This is a genomic window from Clostridium pasteurianum BC1, assembly GCF_000389635.1.
Taxonomy (GTDB): domain Bacteria; phylum Bacillota; class Clostridia; order Clostridiales; family Clostridiaceae; genus Clostridium_I; species Clostridium_I pasteurianum_A.
In genome coordinates this window covers 1,687,126-1,711,903 of the sequence record NC_021182.1, presented here as the reverse complement: position 1 = coordinate 1,711,903, position 24,778 = coordinate 1,687,126, and the positions used below count along the sequence as shown (strand labels likewise).

25 protein-coding genes, 2 riboswitches and 1 other annotated feature are annotated in these 24,778 nt (G+C 29.6%); of the genes, 3 read left to right on the top strand and 22 right to left on the bottom strand.

Annotation, left to right across the window (positions count from 1 at the left end):
• Positions 1 to 205: 205 nt before the first annotated feature.
• The 9 genes from CLOPA_RS26790 to CLOPA_RS07875 form a co-directional block, all read right to left on the bottom strand.
• A complete protein-coding gene (locus tag CLOPA_RS26790) occupies positions 206 to 253 on the bottom strand; it encodes a KxYKxGKxW signal peptide domain-containing protein (protein ID WP_155241985.1) in 48 nt (15 codons plus the stop codon).
• 306 nt (positions 254 to 559) lie between these two features.
• Entirely contained in the window at positions 560 to 1,057 is a 498-nt protein-coding gene (locus CLOPA_RS07910) for a TspO/MBR family protein (protein ID WP_015614911.1), read from the bottom strand.
• A gap of 199 nt (positions 1,058 to 1,256) precedes the next feature.
• A complete protein-coding gene (locus CLOPA_RS07905; RefSeq protein ID WP_015614910.1) occupies positions 1,257 to 3,485 on the bottom strand; it encodes a HelD family protein in 2,229 nt (742 codons plus the stop codon).
• Positions 3,486 to 3,778: 293 nt separating this feature from the next.
• Positions 3,779 to 4,339 (bottom strand): beta-class carbonic anhydrase, encoded by a 561-nt coding sequence (locus CLOPA_RS07900; protein ID WP_015614909.1) that lies wholly within the window; start codon positions 4,337 to 4,339, stop codon positions 3,779 to 3,781.
• A gap of 114 nt (positions 4,340 to 4,453) precedes the next feature.
• Positions 4,454 to 5,593 carry a trans-sulfuration enzyme family protein gene (locus CLOPA_RS07895; RefSeq protein WP_015614908.1) on the bottom strand — a complete coding sequence of 380 codons (1,140 nt, stop codon included), beginning with the start codon at positions 5,591 to 5,593 and terminating at the stop codon, positions 4,454 to 4,456.
• 52 nt (positions 5,594 to 5,645) lie between these two features.
• Positions 5,646 to 6,791 carry a trans-sulfuration enzyme family protein gene (locus CLOPA_RS07890; protein WP_015614907.1) on the bottom strand — a complete coding sequence of 382 codons (1,146 nt, stop codon included), beginning with the start codon at positions 6,789 to 6,791 and terminating at the stop codon, positions 5,646 to 5,648.
• 292 nt (positions 6,792 to 7,083) lie between these two features.
• Positions 7,084 to 7,186: riboswitch (SAM riboswitch) on the bottom strand.
• A gap of 290 nt (positions 7,187 to 7,476) precedes the next feature.
• Positions 7,477 to 7,585, bottom strand: a riboswitch (SAM riboswitch).
• A 107-nt stretch (positions 7,586 to 7,692) separates the two neighbouring features.
• Positions 7,693 to 8,937, bottom strand: a complete 1,245-nt coding sequence (ilvA, locus tag CLOPA_RS07885; RefSeq protein ID WP_015614906.1) for a threonine ammonia-lyase — start codon at positions 8,935 to 8,937, stop codon at positions 7,693 to 7,695.
• A gap of 78 nt (positions 8,938 to 9,015) precedes the next feature.
• Positions 9,016 to 9,282: a binding site (T-box leader), on the bottom strand.
• Between the two features lie 219 nt (positions 9,283 to 9,501).
• Positions 9,502 to 10,038, bottom strand: a complete 537-nt coding sequence (locus CLOPA_RS07880; protein WP_015614905.1) for a GNAT family N-acetyltransferase — start codon at positions 10,036 to 10,038, stop codon at positions 9,502 to 9,504.
• The gene (locus CLOPA_RS07875; protein ID WP_051115625.1) at positions 10,035 to 10,598 is read right to left on the bottom strand and encodes an O-acetyl-ADP-ribose deacetylase; all 564 of its coding nucleotides are present in this window, start codon (positions 10,596 to 10,598) and stop codon (positions 10,035 to 10,037) included. The genes CLOPA_RS07880 and CLOPA_RS07875 overlap by 4 nt, the downstream gene beginning before the upstream one ends.
• Before the next feature lie 314 nt (positions 10,599 to 10,912).
• On the opposite strand from CLOPA_RS07875, the gene CLOPA_RS07870 reads away from it, so the two are divergent.
• Entirely contained in the window at positions 10,913 to 11,698 is a 786-nt protein-coding gene (locus CLOPA_RS07870; protein ID WP_015614903.1) for an SDR family NAD(P)-dependent oxidoreductase, read from the top strand.
• A 180-nt stretch (positions 11,699 to 11,878) separates the two neighbouring features.
• Here the strand turns inward: CLOPA_RS07870 and CLOPA_RS07865 are convergent, their stop codons facing one another.
• Positions 11,879 to 12,250 (bottom strand): VOC family protein, encoded by a 372-nt coding sequence (locus tag CLOPA_RS07865; protein ID WP_015614902.1) that lies wholly within the window; start codon positions 12,248 to 12,250, stop codon positions 11,879 to 11,881.
• Positions 12,251 to 12,533: 283 nt separating this feature from the next.
• Between CLOPA_RS07865 and CLOPA_RS07860 the strand changes: the two genes are divergently transcribed.
• Positions 12,534 to 13,274, top strand: coding sequence for an MBL fold metallo-hydrolase (locus CLOPA_RS07860; RefSeq protein ID WP_015614901.1), 741 nt, complete (start codon positions 12,534 to 12,536; stop codon positions 13,272 to 13,274).
• 115 nt (positions 13,275 to 13,389) lie between these two features.
• On the top strand, positions 13,390 to 13,689 hold the full coding sequence (locus tag CLOPA_RS07855; protein ID WP_015614900.1) for a hypothetical protein: 300 nt from the start codon (positions 13,390 to 13,392) through the stop codon (positions 13,687 to 13,689).
• 220 nt (positions 13,690 to 13,909) lie between these two features.
• On the opposite strand, the gene CLOPA_RS07850 is transcribed toward CLOPA_RS07855, so the two are convergent.
• From CLOPA_RS07850 to CLOPA_RS25990, 12 genes are all read right to left on the bottom strand, one after another.
• Positions 13,910 to 14,797, bottom strand: a complete 888-nt coding sequence (locus tag CLOPA_RS07850) for a DUF2156 domain-containing protein (RefSeq protein ID WP_015614899.1) — start codon at positions 14,795 to 14,797, stop codon at positions 13,910 to 13,912.
• A 319-nt stretch (positions 14,798 to 15,116) separates the two neighbouring features.
• On the bottom strand, positions 15,117 to 15,950 hold the full coding sequence (locus CLOPA_RS07845; protein ID WP_041710838.1) for a hypothetical protein: 834 nt from the start codon (positions 15,948 to 15,950) through the stop codon (positions 15,117 to 15,119).
• Positions 15,951 to 16,158: 208 nt separating this feature from the next.
• Positions 16,159 to 16,905 (bottom strand): elongation factor P 5-aminopentanone reductase, encoded by a 747-nt coding sequence (gene ymfI, locus CLOPA_RS07840; RefSeq protein WP_015614897.1) that lies wholly within the window; start codon positions 16,903 to 16,905, stop codon positions 16,159 to 16,161.
• Positions 16,906 to 16,921: 16 nt separating this feature from the next.
• Entirely contained in the window at positions 16,922 to 18,025 is a 1,104-nt protein-coding gene (rodA, locus tag CLOPA_RS07835; protein ID WP_015614896.1) for a rod shape-determining protein RodA, read from the bottom strand.
• 147 nt (positions 18,026 to 18,172) lie between these two features.
• Complete coding sequence (gene rodA / locus CLOPA_RS07830) at positions 18,173 to 19,288, bottom strand: rod shape-determining protein RodA (protein WP_015614895.1); 1,116 nt, start codon at positions 19,286 to 19,288, stop codon at positions 18,173 to 18,175.
• A 341-nt stretch (positions 19,289 to 19,629) separates the two neighbouring features.
• A complete protein-coding gene (locus CLOPA_RS07825) occupies positions 19,630 to 19,827 on the bottom strand; it encodes a DUF3892 domain-containing protein (RefSeq protein WP_015614894.1) in 198 nt (65 codons plus the stop codon).
• 111 nt (positions 19,828 to 19,938) lie between these two features.
• Positions 19,939 to 20,574, bottom strand: a complete 636-nt coding sequence (gene trmB / locus CLOPA_RS07820; protein ID WP_015614893.1) for a tRNA (guanosine(46)-N7)-methyltransferase TrmB — start codon at positions 20,572 to 20,574, stop codon at positions 19,939 to 19,941.
• Between the two features lie 150 nt (positions 20,575 to 20,724).
• Positions 20,725 to 21,381 carry a site-2 protease family protein gene (locus CLOPA_RS07815; RefSeq protein WP_015614892.1) on the bottom strand — a complete coding sequence of 219 codons (657 nt, stop codon included), beginning with the start codon at positions 21,379 to 21,381 and terminating at the stop codon, positions 20,725 to 20,727.
• Between the two features lie 194 nt (positions 21,382 to 21,575).
• The gene (locus CLOPA_RS07810; RefSeq protein WP_015614891.1) at positions 21,576 to 22,601 is read right to left on the bottom strand and encodes a hypothetical protein; all 1,026 of its coding nucleotides are present in this window, start codon (positions 22,599 to 22,601) and stop codon (positions 21,576 to 21,578) included.
• 10 nt (positions 22,602 to 22,611) lie between these two features.
• A complete protein-coding gene (locus CLOPA_RS07805; RefSeq protein WP_015614890.1) occupies positions 22,612 to 23,646 on the bottom strand; it encodes a phosphodiester glycosidase family protein in 1,035 nt (344 codons plus the stop codon).
• A gap of 87 nt (positions 23,647 to 23,733) precedes the next feature.
• Complete coding sequence (locus CLOPA_RS25995; RefSeq protein ID WP_242834282.1) at positions 23,734 to 24,315, bottom strand: hypothetical protein; 582 nt, start codon at positions 24,313 to 24,315, stop codon at positions 23,734 to 23,736.
• 98 nt (positions 24,316 to 24,413) lie between these two features.
• Positions 24,414 to 24,770, bottom strand: a complete 357-nt coding sequence (locus CLOPA_RS25990; RefSeq protein WP_242834281.1) for a hypothetical protein — start codon at positions 24,768 to 24,770, stop codon at positions 24,414 to 24,416.
• Positions 24,771 to 24,778 lie beyond the last annotated feature (8 nt).

The window sequence follows — 24,778 nt, the reverse complement described above, 5'->3', positions numbered from 1 at the left end:
TAGCTTACCTGGTAATTTTAAATTTTATATTTATGATCATCAATGAATCTTATTTAGTGGGAGTTTGTATTCCCACTAAATTTAGATGAATTATCCAGGAACGTGTCGCTGTTATCTCCACCTACTTGTAGAAAAGCAGACAAAACAAAATTTATTTTGTATTTGGTCGCTTTCACAGAGTGCGGTGGAGTGTTACAGCCACTAGTTATCGGATAAAAATAAATATAGCAGCCATAACCCATTGTTTACCTATCTTTTAATTATTGACAATATGCTGATTTATACAACATTTAGTAACTATAATCTAAATTTATCTACCTATATGCCATTGCCTACTAATATTCATTATAAATTTTATTATTCCATATTTCTACATAAAATTCTTTTAACCTAATTTTAAATTGTGTAGGTTGTAATAAATTATGTTCATTCTAAAATATTTATTTCATGCAAATCTTTATTTAATTGTTATGATTAAATGTAAAATTTTAATTGCAACTCAATATATTAAATAAGCAATATTTTTGTATATTTCAGTTATTACAACTGTCAATACAGCTTAACAATTTAAAAACCATATTGCGAAATTTAAAACCGCCGCAAAGGAAACCCCTGCTATGTATGGTATCATAAGAAGCCCTGAAAATCTGTCATATTTAAAAAATTCAAAGGTAGTTGACATTATAAATATAAATAAAATTAATAATTCCACAAAAGCAAGTCCATATAATCTCAATCTAAAAAACAAGATTGCCCATAAAAAATTGAATAAAAGCTGAAAAACGTAAAACAATAAAGCTTTTCTTATATTTTTACCCTGTTTACCTGTTTCCCATATTCTATAGGCAGCCAGTCCCATTAATAAATATAAAATAGGCCATACTATTGGAAACACATAGGCTGGCGGTGCAATTATTGGCTTTTTTAAAACCTCATAACTACTGGAATTTACACCCCCTAAAAAAGCACTTAATGCTCCTACTGCTTCTGCAATAATAATACTAAAAAAAGCTTTGAATATTTCGCTCTTATCATTAACTTTAAATATATTAACCATAAATTCCCTCCAGAGATTGTATTATAATAATATTATAGTTAATATTAATTAGTATTATGATTGAAATAACAAATTCTGCTTTTACATCAATGAATGTTACTCAGTGGGAGTTTGTACTCCCACTGAGTTTAGATGAATTATCCAGAAATGTGTCGCTGTTATCTCCACCTTGTAGCAGGTGGAGTGTTACAGCGACTAGTTATCGGATAAACATACTATTTTCCCCCATAGAATATATAGTCAGTTTATGAAGGGGCCTTGTGCAAGCTATATATAATAATTTTTTGTCTAATTCTGTTGAGTAAACACTGACAGCAGCATTGTATATTATAACTCCATCAAATTCTAAACCCTTTGCCATATAAGATGATACAATAACAGTACCACTTTTCACTTCTCTATTATTTTCATCTAATAGTTTTACATCCATAATTTTCTTCAAACTTTCATAAGCTTTACACTTTTCCCCTTCGGTTTTACATACAACAGCTATAGATTTATAGCCCTGCTTATAATAATTAGCAGCAGTAATTTTAATTCCCTCATTAACTTCTTCTAAACTATTCTTCACTATAATCTCTGGTTTTTCCTCATGCCTTTCAAAGGCATTTAAATATTCATTACTATTTAAAAGCTTTTTAGCAAATGAATTTATTTCAAAAGAAGATCTATAACCTTTCTTCAAAAATAGCTTTAAAGATCTTTTCTTATTTAATATATTTTCAATTTCATCATAAATATCCTTATACTTATTCTTTTCAATAGATTGATTTATGTCTCCAAGTACAGTAAATCTTGCTGTCCTGAATAATATACTAAATATCTTATAGTGAATTGGATAATAGTCCTGAGCTTCATCTATAACTACCTGCTTCATTTCCTTAAATTCTTCACTGCCTTCAACTTTTAGCTTAATATATAAAAGAGGTGCTGAATCCTCAAAGGAGATAAAACCCTTGCTTAAATTATCAATAGTTTCGGCTATTATTTCTTCAATGTTTTCAGGCAGTTTTAAACCCTTTGCCAGTTTAAAAAATAAGCCCTTTTTAAAAAATAAACTTTTATATACCTGAAAATAAGATATGTCCGTAAAGCTTCTCAGCTTTTTCATAAACACATTTGCTTCTTTTATGGCTAAAAGTCTGCTAAAGGACTTTTCTTCAAACTCATGACCATAACTATTTTTAACTATATTTTCTATTTTACCAAGCCTTTTTCTTCTCATAGGATGAACCTTATGCAATATAATATTTTCAATTCGCTTAAGTCTTTTTGTCATAGGCATATTAATCTTATTATTTAGAAATAAATTTTTTAGCTGTCCTTTCGTTTCAATAATTTTACCATCATAATATATATCCTGAAAGTAAATAAGCTTATGCTCATAATAATCTAACAATCTATCTAATAATTTTACAAATTCTAAAGAGCTCTTAAACTCAATACTTTTAACCTTTTGGCTGCTTTTTACTGACTGCTGATTATTTATTATAAATTCTAAAGCATTATTTCTATTCTCAATTTTTAATGTATTATTGTTTATGACTTCTCTTACGATCCCCTCATAAGTAATTTCTCTTACATTCTCTTCTCCTAGCTCCGGTAATACATTTGATATGTAATTACTAAAAATAGAATTAGGAGAAATTATAATTATATTATTAGAATTCAGTCTTAAACTCATATAAAGCAAAAATGCAATTCTATGAAGTGCTATAGATGTCTTTCCACTTCCCGCCACTCCTTGAACTATTAGAAGCTCATTATCAGTATCTCTTATAATTATATCCTGTTCTTTTTGTACAGTTTCAACTATATTTTTCATCTTAGTAGAGGAATTTCTGCTTAGCACATTCTGAAGGATTTCATCATTAATAGTAATGCTGCTGTCAAAAAAATATTGAATCTGAGATCTTTCTATTTTATACTGCCTTTTTAATGTAACTTCACCTGTAATTTCACCTACCGGTGAAATATAATCAGCTTTTCCAAGTTCCATTCTATAAAATATACTGGAAATAGGCGCACGCCAATCATAAACATATATTTCATTACTATCTGAATCCATTAAATTGTGAAGCCCTATATATATTTTATCCTCCCCATCAAAATTATCTTCTTTAAAATCAAATCTTCCGAAATAGGGTGCTTCAAGCATAGCTTTATATTTTTTTATTTCTTTTTCTACCTTATAAAAATTTCTGTTATCTTTATTTACTTCCATAAGGTGTTCAGTCATTTCGGGGATTTTATCAAAATCATTAGAAGAATGGGAACTATTTTCCCACATATCCTTTCCTGAGCTAATAAGTTTACTCACTCTTTCCTGAAGCTCATTTTCTGACCTTATCAATGATTTTTTAACGAATTCCAGAGTTTTTTCTAAATAACTCATTTCTAATTCTTTTTCTTCATTAATTCTATCCATTTCACATACCTCCAAAGTTTTTTCGTAAAACCCCTTGACAAGTAATGATTTACTATGATATGATATAATTGAAGTTTTGTTAATTTTTTTATCAATAGGTTCAATTTTAATTATATAACAAAAGGGTACTCATGTAAAGCATGAATATCCTTTTTTAAAATTCGTAATATAAGAATAATGTGTCTCACCTAATATTGATGTGGTACTTATACAATAAAGCATTCAATATATACAAAAATTATTCAAAAAAACTATTACTTTCTTAGTTCACTATATTGAATGTTTTGATATAGCTATTCATATCCATTAACAATAACTTCTAATTTTCCTGTTTCTGGATCTATTATTAGACCATGTATTTTTATATCCTTAGGTATTAGAGGGTGATTTTTTATCAATTCCACACTCTCTTTAATAGATTCCTCTACAGAATCAAAGCCATGCAACCATTTTTTTATATCAATTCCTGCATTACATAAAGTTGTTATAACCTCTTCGGAGATACCTCTTTCTATCGCTTTTTCTAAAATTTTATCTCCATTTAAGTTACTCATACCACAACCATAATGTCCAATTACTAATACTTCATCCGCTTTGAATTCATAAACAGCAACTACAATACTTCTTATTATACTGCCAAATGGATGCATTATAGAAGCACCAGCATTCTTAATAAGCTTAACATCACCATTTTTAAGGTTTAGTGCCTTTGGAAGAAGCTCTGTTAATCTAGTATCCATGCATGACAAAATTACTAGCTTCTTATTTGGTTCTTTCGATGTCCTATACTTAACATATTCTTTATTTTCTACAAAAAATCGATTATAGTCTAATATTTCTTGTAACTTGCTCATTATATCCTCCTAAAGTTTTATAGTTTTTAATTTATTATATCACAGTGGCTAAATATAATGTCAAACAGAATAAAAAATGCATATTTAATTATTTCTAACTATTATAGCACATTATCATTTTGTTGAAAGGGCTATCTTAAAATCTTCTATTATATCATCTGTATCCTCAAGCCCCAAAGAAACTCTTATAAGACTATCCTTAATACCTAAAGCTTCCCTTTCTTCCTTAGGTATGGCCGCATGGGACATCTTAGCAGGATATGAAACTATAGTTTCTACTCCTCCAAGACTAACAGCCACTGCTGCAAGTTTAACCTTTTTCATAAAATTTATAGCCACAGCATCATCTTTAGCTTCAAAAGAAAGAACTGCACCACCACCTCTAGCCTGTGAAAGATGAATATTACTGCTAGGATGATCAGAAAGTCCAGGATAGTAAACCTTAGCCACTTCCTCCTGCTCTTTAAGCCATTTTGCCAATTTCAATGCACTTTTTTGCTGATAATCAAGTCTGACCTTAAGGGTTTTAATTCCTCTTAACAGCAGCCAACAATCCTGGGGTCCCAAGACAGCTCCAAAGGAATTTTGTACAAACTTTACTTTATCTGAAAGCTCTTTCCCTTTAACTGCCACCAGTCCGCTTATAACGTCACTATGTCCTCCAATAAACTTTGTAGCACTGTTAACTACAATATCCGCCCCTAATTTAATAGGATTTTGCAGATAAGGAGACATAAAAGTATTATCCACAATAACTACAATGTTATGTTCCTTAGCTACTTTTATAACTGCTCTTAAATCAGTTATCTTTAAAAGAGGATTAGAAGGCGTTTCAAGAAATATTGCCTTAGTATTACTCTTTATTCTTTCCTTAATCTCTCCAATATTAGAAGCATCCACGAAGGTAGTTTCCACATTAAATTTTGTAAAAAATGAGGAAGTTACTCTGTAAGTACCGCCATAAACATCTTTACAGACTAAAATGTGATCTCCTGCAGAGAAAATAGATAATACTGAAGATATAGCAGCCATACCTGAAGAAAATGCAAACCCACTATCTCCTTCTTCTAAAACAGCTATAGTGTTTTCAAGTGCTTCTCTAGTAGGATTACCAGACCTGGAATAATCATATTTACTGAAATTATCTATGTCAAACTGATGAAAAGTAGATGCGTGATATATAGGTAAACTTAATGCTCCCGTATTTTTATCTATTTCGTTTCCATTATGAATAAGCTTTGTTCCAAAATCCATATTTCTATCTCCCTTACAATCTCATTAATTTTGAATTTTTTATTTAAGTAATTTAATAATTTAAAGCTCTATCAAGATCCTCTATTAAATCCTCCACATTTTCAATTCCTACTGAAAGTCTTAAAAGTGTATCTTTAATACCTATTCTATTTCTTATATCTTCGGGTATAGCTGCATGAGTCTGTGTATACGGATAAGTTATAAGGCTCTCAACTCCGCCTAAACTTTCTGCAAAGTATATGACTTCAAGCTTTTCAAGTACTCTTTCAATACTTTCTTTTTCATTCACATTGAAGGAAATCATTGATCCAAAGCCTGTAGCCTGCTTAATTGATATGTCATATCCTTTATGATTTTTAAGTCCAGGATAGAAGACCTCTTTAACAGCTTTACACTCATTAAGCCAGTTGGATATTTTAATTGCATTTTCCTGCTGCTTTTCAACTCTTATGGATAGGGTTTTTATTCCTCTTAATATAAGCCAGCTATCAAATGGAGAAAGTACTGCCCCTGTAGATACTTGAGTGAATCTTAATTCTTCAATAAATTTATTTGCAACTATAATTCCTGAAAGAGTATCATTATGTCCTCCCAAAAACTTTGTTCCACTATGAATTACTATATCAGCTCCTAAAAGCAATGGTCTTTGAAAATATGGACTTAGGAAAGTATTATCTACTATAGTCAATATTTCTAATGGCCTTGCTATAGATGTTATTTTCTCTATATCTGTTATTCTCATCATAGGATTTGAAGGGGTTTCTATAAAAATTGCTTTAGTATTTTTTCTCAAGACAGCTTCAACTTTTTCTATATCTGTTGTGTCTACATAAGTAGTTTCAACACCATATTTTTTATATACCTGTTCAAATAGTCTATAAGTACCCCCGTATAAATCTTCCGATACAATTATGTGATCCTTAGGTGAAAAGAGCCTTGCCACCGCATCTATAGCGGCCATTCCTGTAGAAAAAGCGTAGCCCGATTTACCTCCTTCAAGCTTAGCAATTGTTTTTTCAAGTTCCTCCCTTGTTGGATTTTCCGATCTTGAATAATCGTATCCTGTACTCTTATTTAATCCCCTATGTCTAAAGGTTGCACTTTGATATATAGGCGTACTTATGGCCCCAGTTGTATCCTCTCTTTCTCTACATCCCTGTACCATAATTGTTTCTAAGCGTCTACAATGATCTCCCATTTAATCTCCCCCTAAAAAATTATGTATTTCTATAATATTTTTATTTATACAATGACTACCCACTGTAACACTTCCGCCGAAATATGTGAAAGCGATTCACACAAATTTTAACTAAATAATATTTGTCCGATGACTAGCCGCTGTAACACTCCGCATTCTAAGGATGTAGATAACACCGGCACGTCCCTGGATAATTCATCTAAGCTCAGTGGGAATACAAACTCCCACTGAGTAATATTCATTGATTAAATTGAAAAAACCCCTTAAAAATAAGAGGCTTATAGCAATTCGCCTCTTATCTCTCAGAAAATACTGTAGGAATTAGCACATTTTCAGCTATTGCTGACTGTTGCTGGGTTTCATTGGGCCTATCCCTCCACCTCTCTTGATAAGAGTTTATTTAATTTTTAAATATATTCTTCAACTTGTTTAATTTATATTATCCTATATTCGGCAAGTAATCACTATATTAATTAATATCGAAAAAATTACTTGTAAATTTTTTTAATAGAGAATCAAGTATTATGAATTAATTGATGAATTACTTCACCAATTAAGGATTACTTAAGATGTACTAAAATAGCTCTGTAATAATTATTTTTTGATGATAAGTAGTAAATAAATTCTAAAAAAATAAAAACTGCCCTTCATAAGAAAAGCAGTAAATAATACCTATTCACCTCTTCTCTTATCTTTCAGAAAACTTCTGCTGGAATTAACACCGCCACATTTTAAAATCAAATGCCGGTTGTCGGGTTTCACTGGGCCAGTCCCTCCACCTCTCTTGATAAGACCAAGAATTTAAATTATTAAATTTTCTTTAGTTCATATAATAACTATTTTTATTATCAAAGTCAATGGTTTTGTTAAAAATAATTCATATTAAATAAAAAAGCAAATCTTAATAAACTTTATAAACATCATATCCTGCTTCATTTAATGCCTTTACTATTTCTTTTATATGTTCATGCCCATTGGTTTCAACAGTTACTTCAAGCATGACATCCTTTAACCTATCAATAGCTTTGAATTGGTTATGGTCTAATTTTATTACATTAGCTTTTTGATCAGCTAGTATTTCTGATATCTTTAATAATTGTCCTGGGGAATCTTGTAATTTAACTGAGAAACAGAATATTCTACCTCTAGACAATAGTCCATTATTTAGCATTGATGCTATAGTTACTACATCAATATTACCTCCACTTATTAATGAAACTACCTTTTTCCCTTTAAAATCTAACCTCTTTAAAGCTGCTAAAGACATTACTCCTGTGGCTTCTGCTACAAGTTTATGTTTTTCCAAAAGTATAAATGCAGCTTCAATGAGTTCACAATCACTTACAGTAACAATTTCATCAACATATTGTTTAACAACCTCAAAAGTTTTATCTCCAGGTTGCTTTACAGCTGCTCCATCTGCAATAGTATCAACTTTATCTGAAGCAGTTAATATTCCGGTATCAAAGGATACCTTCATAGCACTTGCTCCATCTGACTGAACTCCTATAACTTTTATATCTGGATTAATAGACTTTGCTGCTACCGCTATACCACTTATTAAACCGCCGCCGCCTATTGGTACCAAAATGGCATCTACATCTTTTAATTCATCTATTATTTCAAGAGCTATGGTTCCCTGCCCAGCCATAACGTCCTCATCATCAAAAGGATGTATAAAAGTATATCCATTCTCTCTTTCTAATCTTTTAGCCTCTTCATAAGCTTCATCATATATCTGTCCCTTAAGAACTACATTTGCTCCATAACTTTTAGTTGCTTGTACCTTTATTAGAGGTGTAGTTTCTGGCATAACGATAGTTGCTTTAATTCCAAGTTTACTTGCAGAATAAGCAACTCCTTGTGCGTGATTTCCTGCTGAAGATGCTATTAAGCCTCTTTTTTTCTGTTCTTCACTTAGTTTACTTATTTTATTTAATGCTCCTCTTAACTTAAACGCACCAGTAATTTGAAGATTTTCAGGTTTTATATAAACTTCATTACCACTTTCTTTGCTAAATTCTGAACTATATATTAACTTCGTGTTTATACATATGCCTTCTATTCTCTTTTTTGCCTCTAATACATCATCTAAAGTAATGTAATTTTTTTCATTTTCTGTTTCTACTACTGAATTTTGTTCCACAGTTCAAAACCCCTTCCTAAATTTATTAAAAATAAAAAATCTCCCGTCCTTATAAGCACATATAAAAAATCATATGCCCATAAGGACGAAAGATCAAACTTCCGCGGTACCACCTTTTTTGCAGTTAACACATAGTAACTGCCTCTTAACTCAGATCATTACAAAAACTCATAATTAATCTTAACCATATATCGCTGGTAAACGTCCTTGTTTACTTGATAAAACTCTTTCAACTTGGAAACTCCGGAGTGATCATTTTATATCCATGCTAATATTAGCTCCCACCTAACGCTAACTCTCTTTAATTAACAAATCGAATATTTTTTTCTCCATCTTAGTTTTAATTGTGTAATTTATTAAATCTGATTTTAAGTATATTATTGTTTAATATAATTGTCAATATATTTTTATTTAAATCTTTATTTTTAGTTATTTGTAATTTACGAAATTTATTTTGTTATTAATAAAAGCAAAATTTATTTTTATACACCTTATCAATATAAAATATTTCAAGTTATACTTTTTGAAGCTGTCTTTTACTCAATATTTATGTAATTATTAAACTCAATCAATTTTAAGTCCCATAAAAATAGCATCATAAAATTCACCCTTTATATAGAACTCTCTAGTAATAACCCCTTCCTGTTGAAACCCATATTTCTCATATAATTTTATGGCATTTTTATTGTCATCTCTAACTCTTAAATTAATTTTTTTTATTATACCTGTAGCCTTTGTCCACTCTATTAAATAATTTAAAAGTGTACTTCCTACTCCCTGACCCCAGTAAGCTTTTCTTACAGTTATTCCAAACTCACCTACATGTCTTATTCTCTTCTTCTCACCTGCTCTCAGTGCAGCTGATCCAATTATTTTATTATCTAATATAGCTACAATCATTATTGCATTATCTCTGCTATTTATGTCTTTTATAAAATTTTCCTCAGCTTCAATAGTCATTTTAAGTTCTCCTTCTCCAAAGGTCAAATTGTCAGACTCTCCACCAATAGACAGCATATATTCTACTATTTCAGCGGTATCTTCTTCTATAGCTTTTCTAATTACTATTTTCTGTGCATTTTTAATTTTCAATTTACTCATTGTATTCCCCTCATCATTTCATGATATATATTATAATTTTCATCATCAAAGCATACAAATATAATTTGATCAATATTTTTATTGGTTTTCATAACTTCTAAAATTTTTTTAAGTGCGATTTCAGCTGCTAATTTTTTAGGAAATCCATATACGCCTGTGCTTATATTTGGAAATGCAATGGTTCTAACTTCGTTTTCAACAGCTAAATTAATGCTGTTTTCATAGCATTTACCTAATAATTCCTCTTCATTGTTATATCCGCCATTCCACATTGGACCTACTGTATGAATAACATATTTGGCTTTGAGCTTTCCACCTGTGGTAATTGCAGCTTCTCCAGTATGACATCTACCTTTTTTATTCCTAAATTTCATGCACTCTTCATGGATTTTATGTCCACCTGCTTTGTGAATTGCTCCATCCACACCTCCTCCACCTAAAAGTCCACTATTAGCTGCATTTACAATAGCATCCACTTTTAAAGTAGTTATATCAGCTTTTATAAGTTTGATTTTATTATTATATATTTCATAATTCACATTATCCCCTCCTTTTACCATCAATTAATCTTATCTTAATACAAATTTGTTTTCACCGAATTTATATGCATTATTTATATCTATGTATATATAACTGTTATATGCTCCTTAAGAAAATTATAAAAAGTACAATTTATTCAATTTTTTAATCACATAAAGTATTCCATTAAATAATGCTAAAGTGAAAATTTAAATTTTCATTATAAATTATACCATTTTAGGTATATAATCTTAATATAAAGTATCTAAAAATACTTTATTAGAAAACTTAAGATACATTTTAGAGGAACTTAAATTTATGATGAAAACTAAAACATGAAAGAAGGAACTTATCTATGAATATAAATGGTAAAAATATAATTTTAACTGGAGCTTCTTCTGGAATTGGCATGGAATTATTAAAAAAACTTAAAGATTATGATGTAAAAATAATTGCTGTAGCAAGAAATATTGATAAAATACCGAATTACGATAAAAACGTTATATCTTTTTCCTGTGATTTATCAAAAAAAGAGGAAGTTGACCAGCTTTTTGAATATGCATTAAACTTATTTCAAAGTATAGACATATTTATAGCTAATGCCGGCTTTGCCTATTGCGAAGAAATTGAAGAAGCAAACTGGGAACATATAGAAAAAATATATAGTACTAATGTTTTTTCACCCATATATGTTGCTGAAAAAATGAAAAATATTAATAAAGATAAATCATACTATATGATTATAACCTGCTCTGCAGTAAGTGAAGTCCCTCTTCCAGGTTACGCTCTTTATTGTGCAAGCAAAGCTTCCATAAATATGTTTGCAAAAACCTACAGATATGAAATGAAAAACAGAGGGAAATTGGGTTTAGTATATCCCATTGCTACGAATACAAACTTTTTTAGAAGAGCTGGTGGAAATAGAGCTCCTGTGCCATGGCCAGTCCAATCTCCCGAAATAGTTGCTGCCAGTATAATACTAGGTATTAAGCTCAATTTAAGAAACATATATCCTTCAATTTTATTTCTTATTGCCAGTATTATTAACAGAGTGATTCCTATTCTATATCCTATTTACAGTAAAATATTTTCAATAAGCTTTAACTTATGGCTTAAAAGAAATACTAAAAAACCACTTTAATTTTTTTCAGTAATAATAAATATTTCTGAAATTCAAAAAAATTTATTATCACTGAATCTTAGAAATATTTATTATAAATTTATCAAATAATATCCTTATAGATTGATATAGGTATAATTATCCCTATATATCTTATTGTCTTCATGGCATTTTAGTATAATGAATGCTATAGGCTAATTTTTACTTTTTATAAGGCAGTATTTCTACCCAATATCCATCTGGATCATTTATAAAATATATTCCCATAGGTTTATTTTCATAACATATACATCCCATTTCTTTGTGATGCGCATAAGCTGCATCAAAATCATCTGTTTTAACAGCTAAATGGAATTCATTTTCTCCAAGATTATAGGGTTCTTTTCTATCTTTAAGCCACGTAAGCTCTAGCTTGTGCCCTGTTTGATTATCACCGAGAAAACTTAAAATAAAGCTGCCATCTTCTGCGTTATGTCTTCTCACTTCCTCAAAACCTAAAGCTTCTTTATAGAAAGCAATACTTTTTTCTAAATCTAACACATTAAAATTATTATGATCAAAGTTAAATTTCATTCTTATAGTTCCTCCGTATTCTACGATTTATTATACACTTATAATTATATTATAATATAACCATTGGAAAATTAAAACACTCATTCTTTTACATTAAAATTAATAAGTTAAATCTGTATTTCGGAAAAATTTTTTATAAATGTTTCTATTTTTACTATAAATAAATTTATTATATATAGTGTAAAACTGTATTTTGTTCATCTTAAATATGTGTAATAATACTTATATAAATATTAATTAAATTGATGTGATTTATAATAAAATTTATGGAGGTGCTTTTAATATGGAAACTTGTAGGGCAAAAATTAATTATCTATACAATAGTGGATTTGCCGTAGAAACAGAAAATTATCTTTTAATATTTGATTATTATAAAGATTCTACAGATAAAGGAAATAAATGTATATCAAATGCTGCTGTTGGAGAAGAAGATTTAAAAATTCAAAAAAAAATTATAGTATTTTCTTCTCATAGTCATTTTGATCATTTTAATCCTATAATATTAAAATGGAGACAGATAAGACCAGATATTCACTATATATTAAGCAGTGATATTAATATTGATAAAAAAGATAGAGATACTTATATTAATATGTTATCAGTCTATGAAGATTTACATATAGATAATCTATATGTTAAAGCCTTTAGTTCCAATGACATAGGTATTTCTTTTTTAGTAAAGGTAGATAATATAACAATATTTCATTCTGGTGATTTAAACTGGTGGCATTGGTGGGATGAAAATGAGGAATTCAATTCTAAAATGGAAAAGTCTTTTAAATCAGAAATAGAAAAGATTAAAAGTAATTTTATAGATATAGCTTTTTTCCCTGTAGATTCAAGACTTAAAGAATATTATTTTATAGGTGGAGAATATTTTATAAAGGAAATTAATCCTAGACTATTTATTCCAATGCACTTTAGAGAAGATTTTAATATAACAAAAAAATTTAAAGAAAAAATAGAAACTGCAAATACTAAAATTCTTAATATAGCTAAAAGAGGTGAGCAAATTCTTTACTAGTGATTTTATCCATGCAATGTAAAATGTTCCATTATATTATTTTAGAAATATGGGTAATCTATAAGACGTACTGGTTTTCCAGTAAATAAAATTTATATCTCGGAAGGAGATTACCATGGGTAATTCATTAGAAGAAACAAAACAATTAAATCAAAAATCTGCTGCAAGAAAAGGTACTGCTAGTGGAAGCGGTTCTGCTTCTAATTCTAGTTTTTCAAATAGTGCAGCCGATACTAGCCTTGCAGAAACTAGACAATTAAATCAAAATTCTGCTGCAAATAGTGGTACTGCTAACGCAGCCGGAGCTACTTCCGCTTCTAATTCTAGTTTTTCAAGCAGCACAGCTGATCCTAGTCTTGCAGAAACTAAACAGCTAAATAAAAAATCTGCTGAAAACAAAGGTATTAATGGCTAATAAATTAATACTATTATAGTCTAAAAATATTTTTTAGACTATGGCATATGAAAGTAATAGGGCGCTAGAATAAACTGGAACTAAATACTTATTATTTACGATGCCTAAGCAAATTTCTCAATTCTAAAAAGCACTATGAAATTCATGTAATTTAAATGATTTTCATAGTGTTTTAATTGTTTTTACAAATACTTTAACCTTTCACAAAGCTTAATTAAACTTATGGAATTATATATTTTTTGACAAATTCAAAGGGCTTATAGGACTCTTTAGCTTTTCTAAGTCCTTCTCTTCCTAAATCTTGCTCTCTGTTAATTATGTTTACATCACTAAAACATTGCTCAACAAAACTCTTATTTACAAATGAATAAAGACCTTTAATTTGAGGGTCTGCCTTTTCAATATGAATAATAGCCATTTCTTCATTCATCTTTTCTCCCATAGTTAAAGCAGCTATCTTATCTTTTACATAGACAGCTATACCATCGAAATCTAATTTGTCTTTGTTCTTTAATAATTCGTCTATACCCTTAGCTTCATATTTCAAATGTTCATCTGGATCACCTTTACGATACAACCATTCTTTTACAGCTTCTATACATTCTTCTTCATCTGCTTCTCTTATGTCTTTTACATAGTACTCATAATTCTTTATAAATTGATTATAATGATTTTTTTTACCATGAAGTTTTTTACCTGATAGGGATATAAGACTACTGCTTGGATAAATATAGTCAAAATTATCCCTATCCTCAATTATATCTACTTCTATATTACAATATTCTCTTAAATCCTCTAAAAATTCACCTTCTAAATCCTTAAATAAATAATCCATATTAAATTCTTCTCTACATTCTTTAAGTAGTTGAAAAATTTCTTTTAATTGTTCCTTCTTATAACCAATAGGCTGCATAAAATGGGTCTTCCCATCAAAATCTCTTTTTTTAAAAATGAGTACACCATCATATATAGCATACTCTATACTACAGGCCTCTTTCCATATAAAAAGAGTAGTAAAAGAATACTCACAACTTTTAAAATTAAAAGGCTTTAAGTATTTATCCAATACTTCTTTATCCTCCAAATTAAGCTTTTTAAAGTTTAACACCAAATCACTCCAATTCTATAGCTAGCTCAAAATAATACCTATCATCATTTCACACTTATTCAAATTATACTATTTTTTGAATTACAATACAAATGTATATGAAAATATTTAAAATATTCTTATATCTATTTATACTGAGGTAAATTATTTTATTATTTATATAGTGTATTAAATTTTTACAATACTTTTTATTAGTGTTAGCCATAAAATTTTATAGTGGTTACATAACTGAGTTGTATTCTATCTATTATTTTCATATGTATAAATCAAATCATTAGTTCCACAAATTATAGATTTATTCTAATTTATGCCTTCAATTTTAATTCTGATAAGTAGATATTGCTACAATTATATTTCCTAGTGAATCACAATTTGTATTAACATCATGACGTAAACTTTGATTATCCCCAGTCTTAAATGAATCCTTCACAAATGACATAGTCTGTATACTTGAATCATATTGATCTTCTGGAAACTTAAAGTTAATTTTAACTCCCTTTGTAATATTACTTGTACTTACGATAGCACTATCAATATTATAGGAAGATGCTATTTTTTTAATAACTACATTATTTGCCTTTGCTACAGCTTGTATGTCTTTAAATGATTTATTATTTTTTACAGAGTTATCTATATATCTTATATCCTTTATCTTGTAATCCTTTATAAGCTGAGCTGCTGATCCAATAGAATCACTATCTGTAGTAGTTAAAATAATACTATCTAATACTTTTACAGAATGTCCCTTTAGTGAGTTCTCTATATCTTGTATATTATCAATCTTCCCACAATCGATAAGTATATTCTTTTTATTAAACTGTATCAATATTGCTCCATTTAAACCATTATTAATAAAACTCACATTTAGTGGATTATTCTCTATAACACTATTAACTGCCTTAGTATCCGTTGATTCAATGCTAGTTGCAGCTGATTGCTGCGTTTGTGGCATTAAAATATTATTTTTATTTGAAGCATTGCTGTCTGTATTAGTTGGTATTTTCCAAAAACCTATAAAGGCTATAATAAAAGAAATAATTGCTCCTATGAAATAAAATTTAACTTTACTATCTCTTTTTATAACGGAACTTACACCAATAGTTATAAAAAAAACTGCAAATGAAATTCCAAGTACTAATAAGAGTATTTCCATAAACAAATCCCATCCTTTCAATTCATTTATTAGAAATATTGACAATTTAGTACCTAACTATTCATATATATTAAAATTTATCTTCAATTAGAAAAACAATTAATCAAAACATTCATGGTAATCTTTAATTTTTTATAAAAGGTTACATCTGTATCAATGTTTAAATAAATTACTTTACAATTGGAATTTTATATGGAAATTTTTATTATTATAACATTCCACCATCTATAGTTATAATTTGCGAAGTTATATAACTTGCATTATCACTAGCAAGAAACACTGCCAATTTTCCAATTTCATCACTTCGGCCAAATCTCATCATTGGAATTTCATCTTTTATACTTTTTATATCTTCATTACTGAATACACTATTCATACTAGTATCTATAACACCTGGTGATATGGCATTTACTCTTATATTTGATGGTGCAAGCTCTTTTCCAAGGGCTTTTGTAAAAGAATTAACAGCACCTTTAGAAGCTGAATACAGCACCTCGCAAGAAGCTCCAGCATTTCCCCAAATTGAAGAAATGTTTATTATACAGCCTTTCTTTTTATCTACCATATATTTCACTGCCGCGTTAGTGCAGTTGAAAACAGACCTAAAATTAGCATCAAAAATCTCATCATAATCTGCCGTACACTGATCCATAAACAATCCTATTTTAGATATACCTGCATTATTAACTAAAATATCAATCTTGCCAAAATATTTAATTACATTTTCTATCATATCTTTTGCATCTTTAAAATTTCTGACATCAGCTTTATAGGCCTTTGCATAGACTCCTTCACTATTTAAAAGTGCTAGGGTTTCTTTTGCCCCATTATCGTCTTTTAAATAATTTACAGCTACTGCAGCTCCTTCCTTAGCCATTTCTATAGCTATATGCCTTCCTATACCTCTTGAAGCCCCTGTGACAAGTACCACTTTTCCTTTTAGAATATTTTTCAACTATACCAAGCCTCTCTTAAAAATTTATCTTCTTATTTCTCATACCTACATTTAATACTAAGGCTAAAGCTGCAAAGTTTGCTATAATAGAACTTCCTCCAGCACTCATAAGTGGCAGTGTTATTCCCGAGATAGGTGCTAGTCCTATAGTCATAGCTATATTCTGATATATTGAAAATGTCAATCCTGCAAAAGTTCCTATACAAATAAGCCTACCTAAAATGTCTTTAGAATTTTTAGCTATTTTTAATATTCGATAAAGTATTATAGCGTAAATCAGTAAAAGAATAACAGCTCCAACTAATCCCCATTGTTCACCTACTGCTGCAAATATAAAATCCGTACGTGCTTCTGGTATATAACCTCCTGATACCTGTGTTCCATGTAAAAAGCCTTTACCTAAAATTCCACCAGATCCAATTCCAAGTTTAGAATTGGTTAACTGATACCCGGTAGTCTGCTGTGTAAGTTCTGGATGTAAAAACGAAGTTATTCTTGCCATCTGATAAGGTTTTAAAATATTGGCTTTCCATATTATTATACAAGTAGGTATAATTAAAGCTATAGCTCCAAATATTATCTTTAAATTAAGTCCTGATATGAAAAGTATACCAACGGCTATGCAAACACAAATTATTGCCATTCCTAAATTAGGCTGCTTATAAAGCATAATTGCTGGTATTGCAGTATAAAACAGTATCTTGAAAATACCTTTAGGATTATTTACTTCTCCATCCATATCACTTACTTTTTTTGCAAGAATGAGAGCTAATGCCATTCTAAAAAATTCTGCTGGTTCAATTGCAGGAAGAGGGCCTAGCTGAAGCCATGAACTAGCACCATTAACACTTCTACCCTGTATATCTGTAGCCAATAGTAAAACTATTCCAATCCAATATATAATTTCTGAATAATTACTCATCATATTATAATCAATTAACAATATTACATAACAAATCACTATGGCAATGACTATATATATAATTTGTGTTCTCAAATAGGAAATACCCGCCACACTGTATATATTCATGACTCCAAAAATAGCGATAATAAGTGCTGAAATAATTAATGTAATATCAAGTTGTCTTAATAATCTATTGTCTATAATCCATTTTCTCAAACTGGAGACCCCCAAACAAAAAATTTTACTACTATACTTATTATCTACAAAAATTATATTCTTTGTCAATTAATAAATTCTTGTAATGCAAAAATAGAGCTTAATAGGTAGAAGACATCCTAATCCATTAAACTCTTCACAATTTTATCAAAAATTTATCTTTTTCTTTCTCATGCTTACATTTAAAACTAAAGCTAAAGCCATAAAATTTGCTATAATAGAACTTCCACCTGCACTCATAAGTGGAAGGGTTATTCCTGATATAGGTGCTAGTCCTATAGTCATGGCTATATTTTGATATATGGAAAATGTTAGTCCACCAAACGTTCCCACACAAATAAGTTTACCCAAAATATCCTTAGAATTTTTAGCAATTTTCAATATTCTGTACAATATTATAGCATATAAAATTAAAAGTATAACAGCTCCAACTAAGCCCCACTCCTCACCAACTACTGCAAATATAAAATCTGTATGTGCTTCTGGAACATATCCTCCTGATATTTGAGTGCCATGTAAAAATCCCTTGCCTAAAAGTTCTCCTGAACCAATACCAATCTTAGAATTAAAAAGTTGATAATTTGTGGTCTGTTGCGCAGATTCAGGACTCAAGAATGAAGTTATTCTTGCCATCTGATATGGTTTTAAAATATGGCTCTCCCATATTATTATACAAGTAGGAACAATTAAGGCTATGGTTCCAAATATTATCTTTAAATTAAGACCCGATATAAACAGTATAGCAAAAGATATACAAAGGCAAATTATTGCCATGCCAAGATTGGGCTGTTTAATTATCATTACTGTTGGTATTGCAGTATAAAATAATAGCTTCAAGAGATTTTTAGGCTCATTTATATTGCCTTCCATATCATTTATCTTCTTTGCTAAAAGTAGAGCTAAAGCCATTCTAAAAAATTCTGCTGGTTCAATTGCAGGAAGAGGACCTAATTTAAGCCAAGAATTAGCCCCCTTAACACTCATATTCTGTATATCTGTGGCCAGTAATAAAACTATTCCAACCCAATATATAATTTCTGAGTAATTACTCATTATATTATAATCAATTAATAATATAACATAACAAATTACTATAGCTATACATATGAACATAAGTTGTGTCTTTAAATAGCTAGTTCCTGCCGAAGCCCTAGTAGCACTATATATATTCATAACACCAAAAACCGCTATGGCAAGTGCTGCAATAATCAAAGGAAGATCAAGTTGTTTTAATAATTTGCCGTCTATAATCCATTTTTTCAAATTGGAGACCTCCAAACAAAAAATTTATGCTATGATTATTATCCATAAAAATAACACGATTTGTCAATTAACAAATCATTAAATTTATATATAATGTATTAATTTTATACTGTATAAATCCATACACTGTCAACCTATCTTAAACTTTAATGAAAATATCGTAAAATAGCAAGAACTAGTCCCAAAGAAATACTACTTAAAAAGACATTTATAATTCTATCCAAATTAAAAAACTTACTTGATAGAGCTTTTATATCAAATAAGTTTTATTTACAAATACAGAACATTAAAACTCATTACATTAATCTATACATGAGCTTTAAACAGCATATAAAGCCCATCTAAAATATTTTCAAGTTTTCGTTTCCTCCATCACCAGATTCAATTGTAACTCCACTAATTAACCCCTGTGATGCCAAACTTACTGCCTCTTCCTTCATTATTATTTCACCATTTTCAAGCTTATAGGCAATAATATCATCATTATTATTCTTAATAACCTTTTGTATTATATGTGAATTTCTAAATGTAGATGGCATAAAATTCCTCCTTACATTCCATAACAGAATTACAAATAAACAATAATATTAACTTCAATAAACATATTTCCCATATTACTAATTAATTATACACTACTCATATTGAGACTTCTATTTCAGTTTAGCCTTTAAAAACATGATTTTCATTCCAAGATTAACAAATTTATTTTCATATTCTGTTAACGTATTTTGCTGGAAATCACTGCTGTGCAGGTCATAAGTGTAAAACAGCAGTTCAAAGTCACAATTAGTCATATACTCTAAGGATGCATCAAACAATTCTCTATTGTCTGTTTTAAACCAAATCTCCGTACCAGGCTTAATAAATTGTTTATATTTTTCTAAAAATCTTATGTGAGTAAGTCTTCTCTTATTATGTCTATCTTTAGGCCATGGATTACAAAAATTAATATATATTCTACTGATTTCATTTTCATCAAAAATCTCAGTAATAAAGGCTATCTCCAAAGGAATTATTCTCACGTTGGTAAGCTCAGCTTCCTTAACCTTTCTAAGTACACATACTAGTACTTCATCCTTTAAATCTATTGCTATGTAGTTTTTATCTGGATTAGCCATTGCATTCTTAGTAATAAACTCTCCCCTACCACAGCCAAGTTCTAGATATATTTCATTACCATTATTAAATACATCTTTCCACCTGCCCTTATATTCTCTGGGCTCTGTTATAACTAAAGAACTTTCTTCCATCTCCGGTCTAGCCCACCATTTTTTCCTAAGTCGCATTATTCTTCCTCCAACTATTTTATTATATATTTCAACTAAAATAACGATGCCTTAAAAGTACTGATTCTAAAATAAATCACCAATTTTAAAACACCGTCAAGATATTATTGTGTATATTTCCCAGGCAATTTAAGCTGTATCAATGAATCATTAAAAACCCACAACTGTGAAAGCCAGTCTTTCAAACATGCCATATATAGCATTAGATGGTGCCCCTATAATATAAGATAATATAGAACGTCCTCCTATTGGTATTACCAAAACCATAAATATAATTAATTGATACCTATACATAGAATCTGCCACATTGTAAAAGGCTCTAGGAAATAGATCCCTTAAAATATGGAATCCATCAAAACCAGGTATTGGTAACAAATTTAATAAGAACAGCATACAATTTAACTGTGATGTAATACTGGCTATGGTTATTATAATAACAGCTATAGGTGAATTACCTGTTAATACCTTTGAAAGTATTATGGCGATAAAAGCAAATACAAATCCAACTGCTAAATTGGCCAAGGGCCCAGCAATAGAAACTTTAAGATCATCTTTGTAGTAGTGCTTATAAGCACTAGGATTAGTTTGAACTGGCTTAGCCCATCCAAAACCTAAAATTAGAATCAATATAAATCCTATTGGATCTATGTGAGCTATAGGATTTAAAGTAAGTCTACCTTGAAATTTAGGAGTTTTATCACCTAATTTATCTGCAACAAAAGCATGTGCATACTCATGAAAGGTAAAAGCTATTAAAATCCCCGGTATAGATAATATTATAGATAAAACTCTTGTTGAATCAAACAAAAATATTCCTCCCTTAAGTTTTTAGTAACGTACCCTAATTATAACAAATTTTAAGTAAACATATAATATATATTGACAGAATAATTAAAGCATCTAAAAATAAATAATAAGTCAAAGATGAAAAATTTATCAACATATTGACTGACCATTTTTTCAAGATGCCTAAAACATCAAAGTATATATGTCGCCTAATTTTATTTATAAACTGTTTTTACTAATTTGCCATTATCATTAGAAATTATAACTTTTTCGGCCATCTCCAACAGTGTCCCCTGGTAATCGGTAGTTTTATTACCTTTTAAGGCCTGTATTTGCCCTTTTAAATTATTATTAACATATATTTCTCCAGCCTCCGATATATAGACATCATTGGGATTAAAGGGTTCCGTAACATTTAATACTTTCCACTGCTCAGTATGATTTTGTGGACTTCCATAAAATACTTTGTCTATCTTACCGTTAGTGAAATTACCTATATAGACATTATCATTGCTATCACATCCCAAAACAACAGGATTTGGGATATCCTTAAAGGTTATACTGTGATTTTTATTTGTAGTCTGTATAGTATGATTATAGGAATTTTCATAAATCAGTTCATCTTCGTGTGGAAGGATTTTAATATTACCAAGATTAGAGCTTGTATTAATTTTAGTAACCTCATTCATAGCATTTACTTCGTAAGTATCACTTCTTAAAGAATCCCTTTTAACCTTAACAAACATAAGATTTGTTATTGGAGAAACTTGAATATCCTGTACTTGCGATTCACTATCTGACCAGGATAATCTTTCTATATTGTCCTTAACATCTTTAGAAGCATCGTAGTATTTTAATTCGATACTTCCACTACCATCACCTGAAGACTTCTCAGCTATTATAATTCTATGCCTATCTGGCAACCATTTGTACATAGATATCTTATTTCCATCTGATGCTGTCACGCTCTTTTCCTGTCCATTAAGAGTATTAACTATCCTAATAACTCCACCTTGGTAATAGGAAATATAATTTCCATCATAAGAAGCTCTTACTTCATTAGCGTCCCCCGGAATATTTATTGCTATCTCTACTTTTTTAGTTGCACTTACCTCTACTTTTTTTGTCTGAAAAGAAGTTTCTGCTTTTAAATAGTTTTCATTTACATAATACAATGCACTAAATTGTATTACTAAAGAAATGCAAATCCATATAGTTATATGCTTTAGTATTTTACTCATTGGTTTCCCCCTAGTTCTCAACATAGACAACTGAAGGTACATATCTTTCACCAACAGCATCACAAGGATTATTTATAACATCCCCGTTATAATACATTGTAGTTGAAGAACCGCCATCTAAGTTTATAGCATTTACAGCTCCATATTGCAGCATAGCTGTTCTAACATCTTCATAGGTAGCGCCAGCACTTTTTAACTGCCTCCCATCTATAACCAATAGAAGCATAGCTCCATCTTTTCTTTGACCTACAGCTGTTCTTGGAGCAATACCTCCCTCTTCAGTAATCACCTGCGGATTACCATTTAGAACAAGCACAGGTCCAAAAGAAATAGCATCTGTAACATTATTTGCTTCCAAATCCTGAATACTATAGTTTCCAACTAACAATTTTCCATTAGCATCAATACCTAAAGTTGGTACTTTTTGTGATAAATCTCCAGAATTATTTGATATAATCTTACCTTTAGACATTAAAATACCTATAGGTTTTCCTCCAGTACCAGTATACTTGGAATTTCCAGAAGTGGATTCATCACTGAAGCCTCCTCCATTTATAGCTGCTATAGCGTTATTTTCCTGTGCAATTACACTGGTACACTGTCCCTCTTTTCCAAGATTTTTTGTATAACCAACTTTAACTCTAGTTGGATCATGTATAACTAGCATGTACCCTTTAAACTTTTTACCATCCACATCATATCTCTCGATATTAGTATCATTTTTATGCTCCACATTTATTTCATTTACATTTATCTTTTCTGTACTCTCCCCTAACTTCTGATGAGCTAAATCAGTATTAGTCAATTTATTTATATCAGCATCTGACAAAAACCATCTTGCTACATACTGATGCCTGCCAGAGGTCATGAGTGCACCTACAACCGTCTTTTTAACATTTATAAAGGGACCATAAAGTACTATAAACACTAAGGTAGTAATTGTAAAAACAATTTCAAATAAAATAAACAATATAGAATATTTGAATTTACCAAACTTATTTTTATTTTGGTATTTGGCTCCTTTTTCTAATTTGGAATGAGACATTTTATCTAATCCTTTCTAAATTAAATACACACTATATTCTACTATAAATAGACAAATTTTAAAATAGTGTTTACAATTAATTTACTTTTAGAAAGATTTTATTGTGAGCTTATTGTCGATTTTTGAAATAATAGAGCTATTATTTAATTCAATAAAACTACCTTCAAAAGTATTCTTTTTGTTATTCTTTATATCTGTAATAGTCCCCTGATTTCTATCAACTATATATACATTATTATCGGAATTTATAACAATATTATTAGTATTTACTAAACCTCCTGTGGATAATTCTTTCCATGAAGAAGTATTTTCTGTAAGCTTTCCATAATAAATCTTATTAATCTGTGATTTTCCAACTCCTATGTAGAAATTATCATTATTATCTGCTCCTAAAAGTGAACCCATTGAAATTCCATTTAGGCTTATTGTTTTCTTAGGTGTATAATTACTACGCATTCTATCAGAGGTTAAATCTTCATATACCAGTTGATCATTATTAGATGCAACTGCTATATTGCCAATATTTCTTGTAGTTGTACTTACTCTTGTAAGTGTCTCATTTCTGTCAATTCTATATATACTTGCCAAGGTATTGCTATAGTTTATTTTTGCATAAAGCACTCCTGTCAATTCGGAAATTTCCAAATCAACACTTTGGCCTGCCGTCACCGCATCTTCTTTTTTGCTTTCATAATTATATATTTCGGCTTTTGCTTGTTTAGCAGCATCATATGAGAAAAATTTTATTATCTTTCCACTATTGCCATTCAGCTTTTCACTATAATCATTCTATTAGTTCCTGGAACCCATTTATATGCCAAACACTGTATTCCCTTTGTGAAATTTATTTGTAGTTCTTTCCCAGTAGTAGTATCCACCACTTTTACAAGTCCGTTAGACATATATGCAGTATATGTAAAATCATCGGATAAAGATATATCCTTGTCTGTATCTGTAAATGATACATTAGGCTTTATTTCATTTTTTTTACTTACGCTGTCCATCTTTGTAACCTTTATATTTCCTTCAGGAGAAAAATAAAAATTATTTAAATATAAATAAACTGAACATTGCAGAACCAGTGAAATAATAATCCATGTAAAAATTCTTTTAGAAGCTTTCAAAATATAAT

Bases quoted from the DNA above. Each gene is read 5' to 3' on its own strand.
- CLOPA_RS07910 (WP_015614911.1), bottom strand. From the start codon at position 1,057: ATGGTTAATATATTTAAAGTTAATGATAAGAGCGAAATATTCAAAGCT.
- CLOPA_RS07905 (WP_015614910.1), bottom strand. From the start codon at position 3,485: ATGGATAGAATTAATGAAGAAAAAGAATTAGAAATGAGTTATTTAGAA.
- CLOPA_RS07900 (WP_015614909.1), bottom strand. From the start codon at position 4,339: ATGAGCAAGTTACAAGAAATATTAGACTATAATCGATTTTTTGTAGAA.
- CLOPA_RS07895 (WP_015614908.1), bottom strand. From the start codon at position 5,593: ATGGATTTTGGAACAAAGCTTATTCATAATGGAAACGAAATAGATAAA.
- CLOPA_RS07890 (WP_015614907.1), bottom strand. From the start codon at position 6,791: ATGGGAGATCATTGTAGACGCTTAGAAACAATTATGGTACAGGGATGT.
- CLOPA_RS07880 (WP_015614905.1), bottom strand. From the start codon at position 10,038: ATGAGTAAATTGAAAATTAAAAATGCACAGAAAATAGTAATTAGAAAA.
- CLOPA_RS07875 (WP_051115625.1), bottom strand. From the start codon at position 10,598: ATGGTAAAAGGAGGGGATAATGTGAATTATGAAATATATAATAATAAA.
- CLOPA_RS07870 (WP_015614903.1), top strand. From the start codon at position 10,913: ATGAATATAAATGGTAAAAATATAATTTTAACTGGAGCTTCTTCTGGA.
- CLOPA_RS07865 (WP_015614902.1), bottom strand. From the start codon at position 12,250: ATGAAATTTAACTTTGATCATAATAATTTTAATGTGTTAGATTTAGAA.
- CLOPA_RS07860 (WP_015614901.1), top strand. From the start codon at position 12,534: ATGGAAACTTGTAGGGCAAAAATTAATTATCTATACAATAGTGGATTT.
- CLOPA_RS07855 (WP_015614900.1), top strand. From the start codon at position 13,390: ATGGGTAATTCATTAGAAGAAACAAAACAATTAAATCAAAAATCTGCT.
- CLOPA_RS07845 (WP_041710838.1), bottom strand. From the start codon at position 15,950: ATGGAAATACTCTTATTAGTACTTGGAATTTCATTTGCAGTTTTTTTT.
- CLOPA_RS07825 (WP_015614894.1), bottom strand. From the start codon at position 19,827: ATGCCATCTACATTTAGAAATTCACATATAATACAAAAGGTTATTAAG.
- trmB (WP_015614893.1), bottom strand. From the start codon at position 20,574: ATGCGACTTAGGAAAAAATGGTGGGCTAGACCGGAGATGGAAGAAAGT.
- CLOPA_RS07810 (WP_015614891.1), bottom strand. From the start codon at position 22,601: ATGAGTAAAATACTAAAGCATATAACTATATGGATTTGCATTTCTTTA.
- CLOPA_RS07805 (WP_015614890.1), bottom strand. From the start codon at position 23,646: ATGTCTCATTCCAAATTAGAAAAAGGAGCCAAATACCAAAATAAAAAT.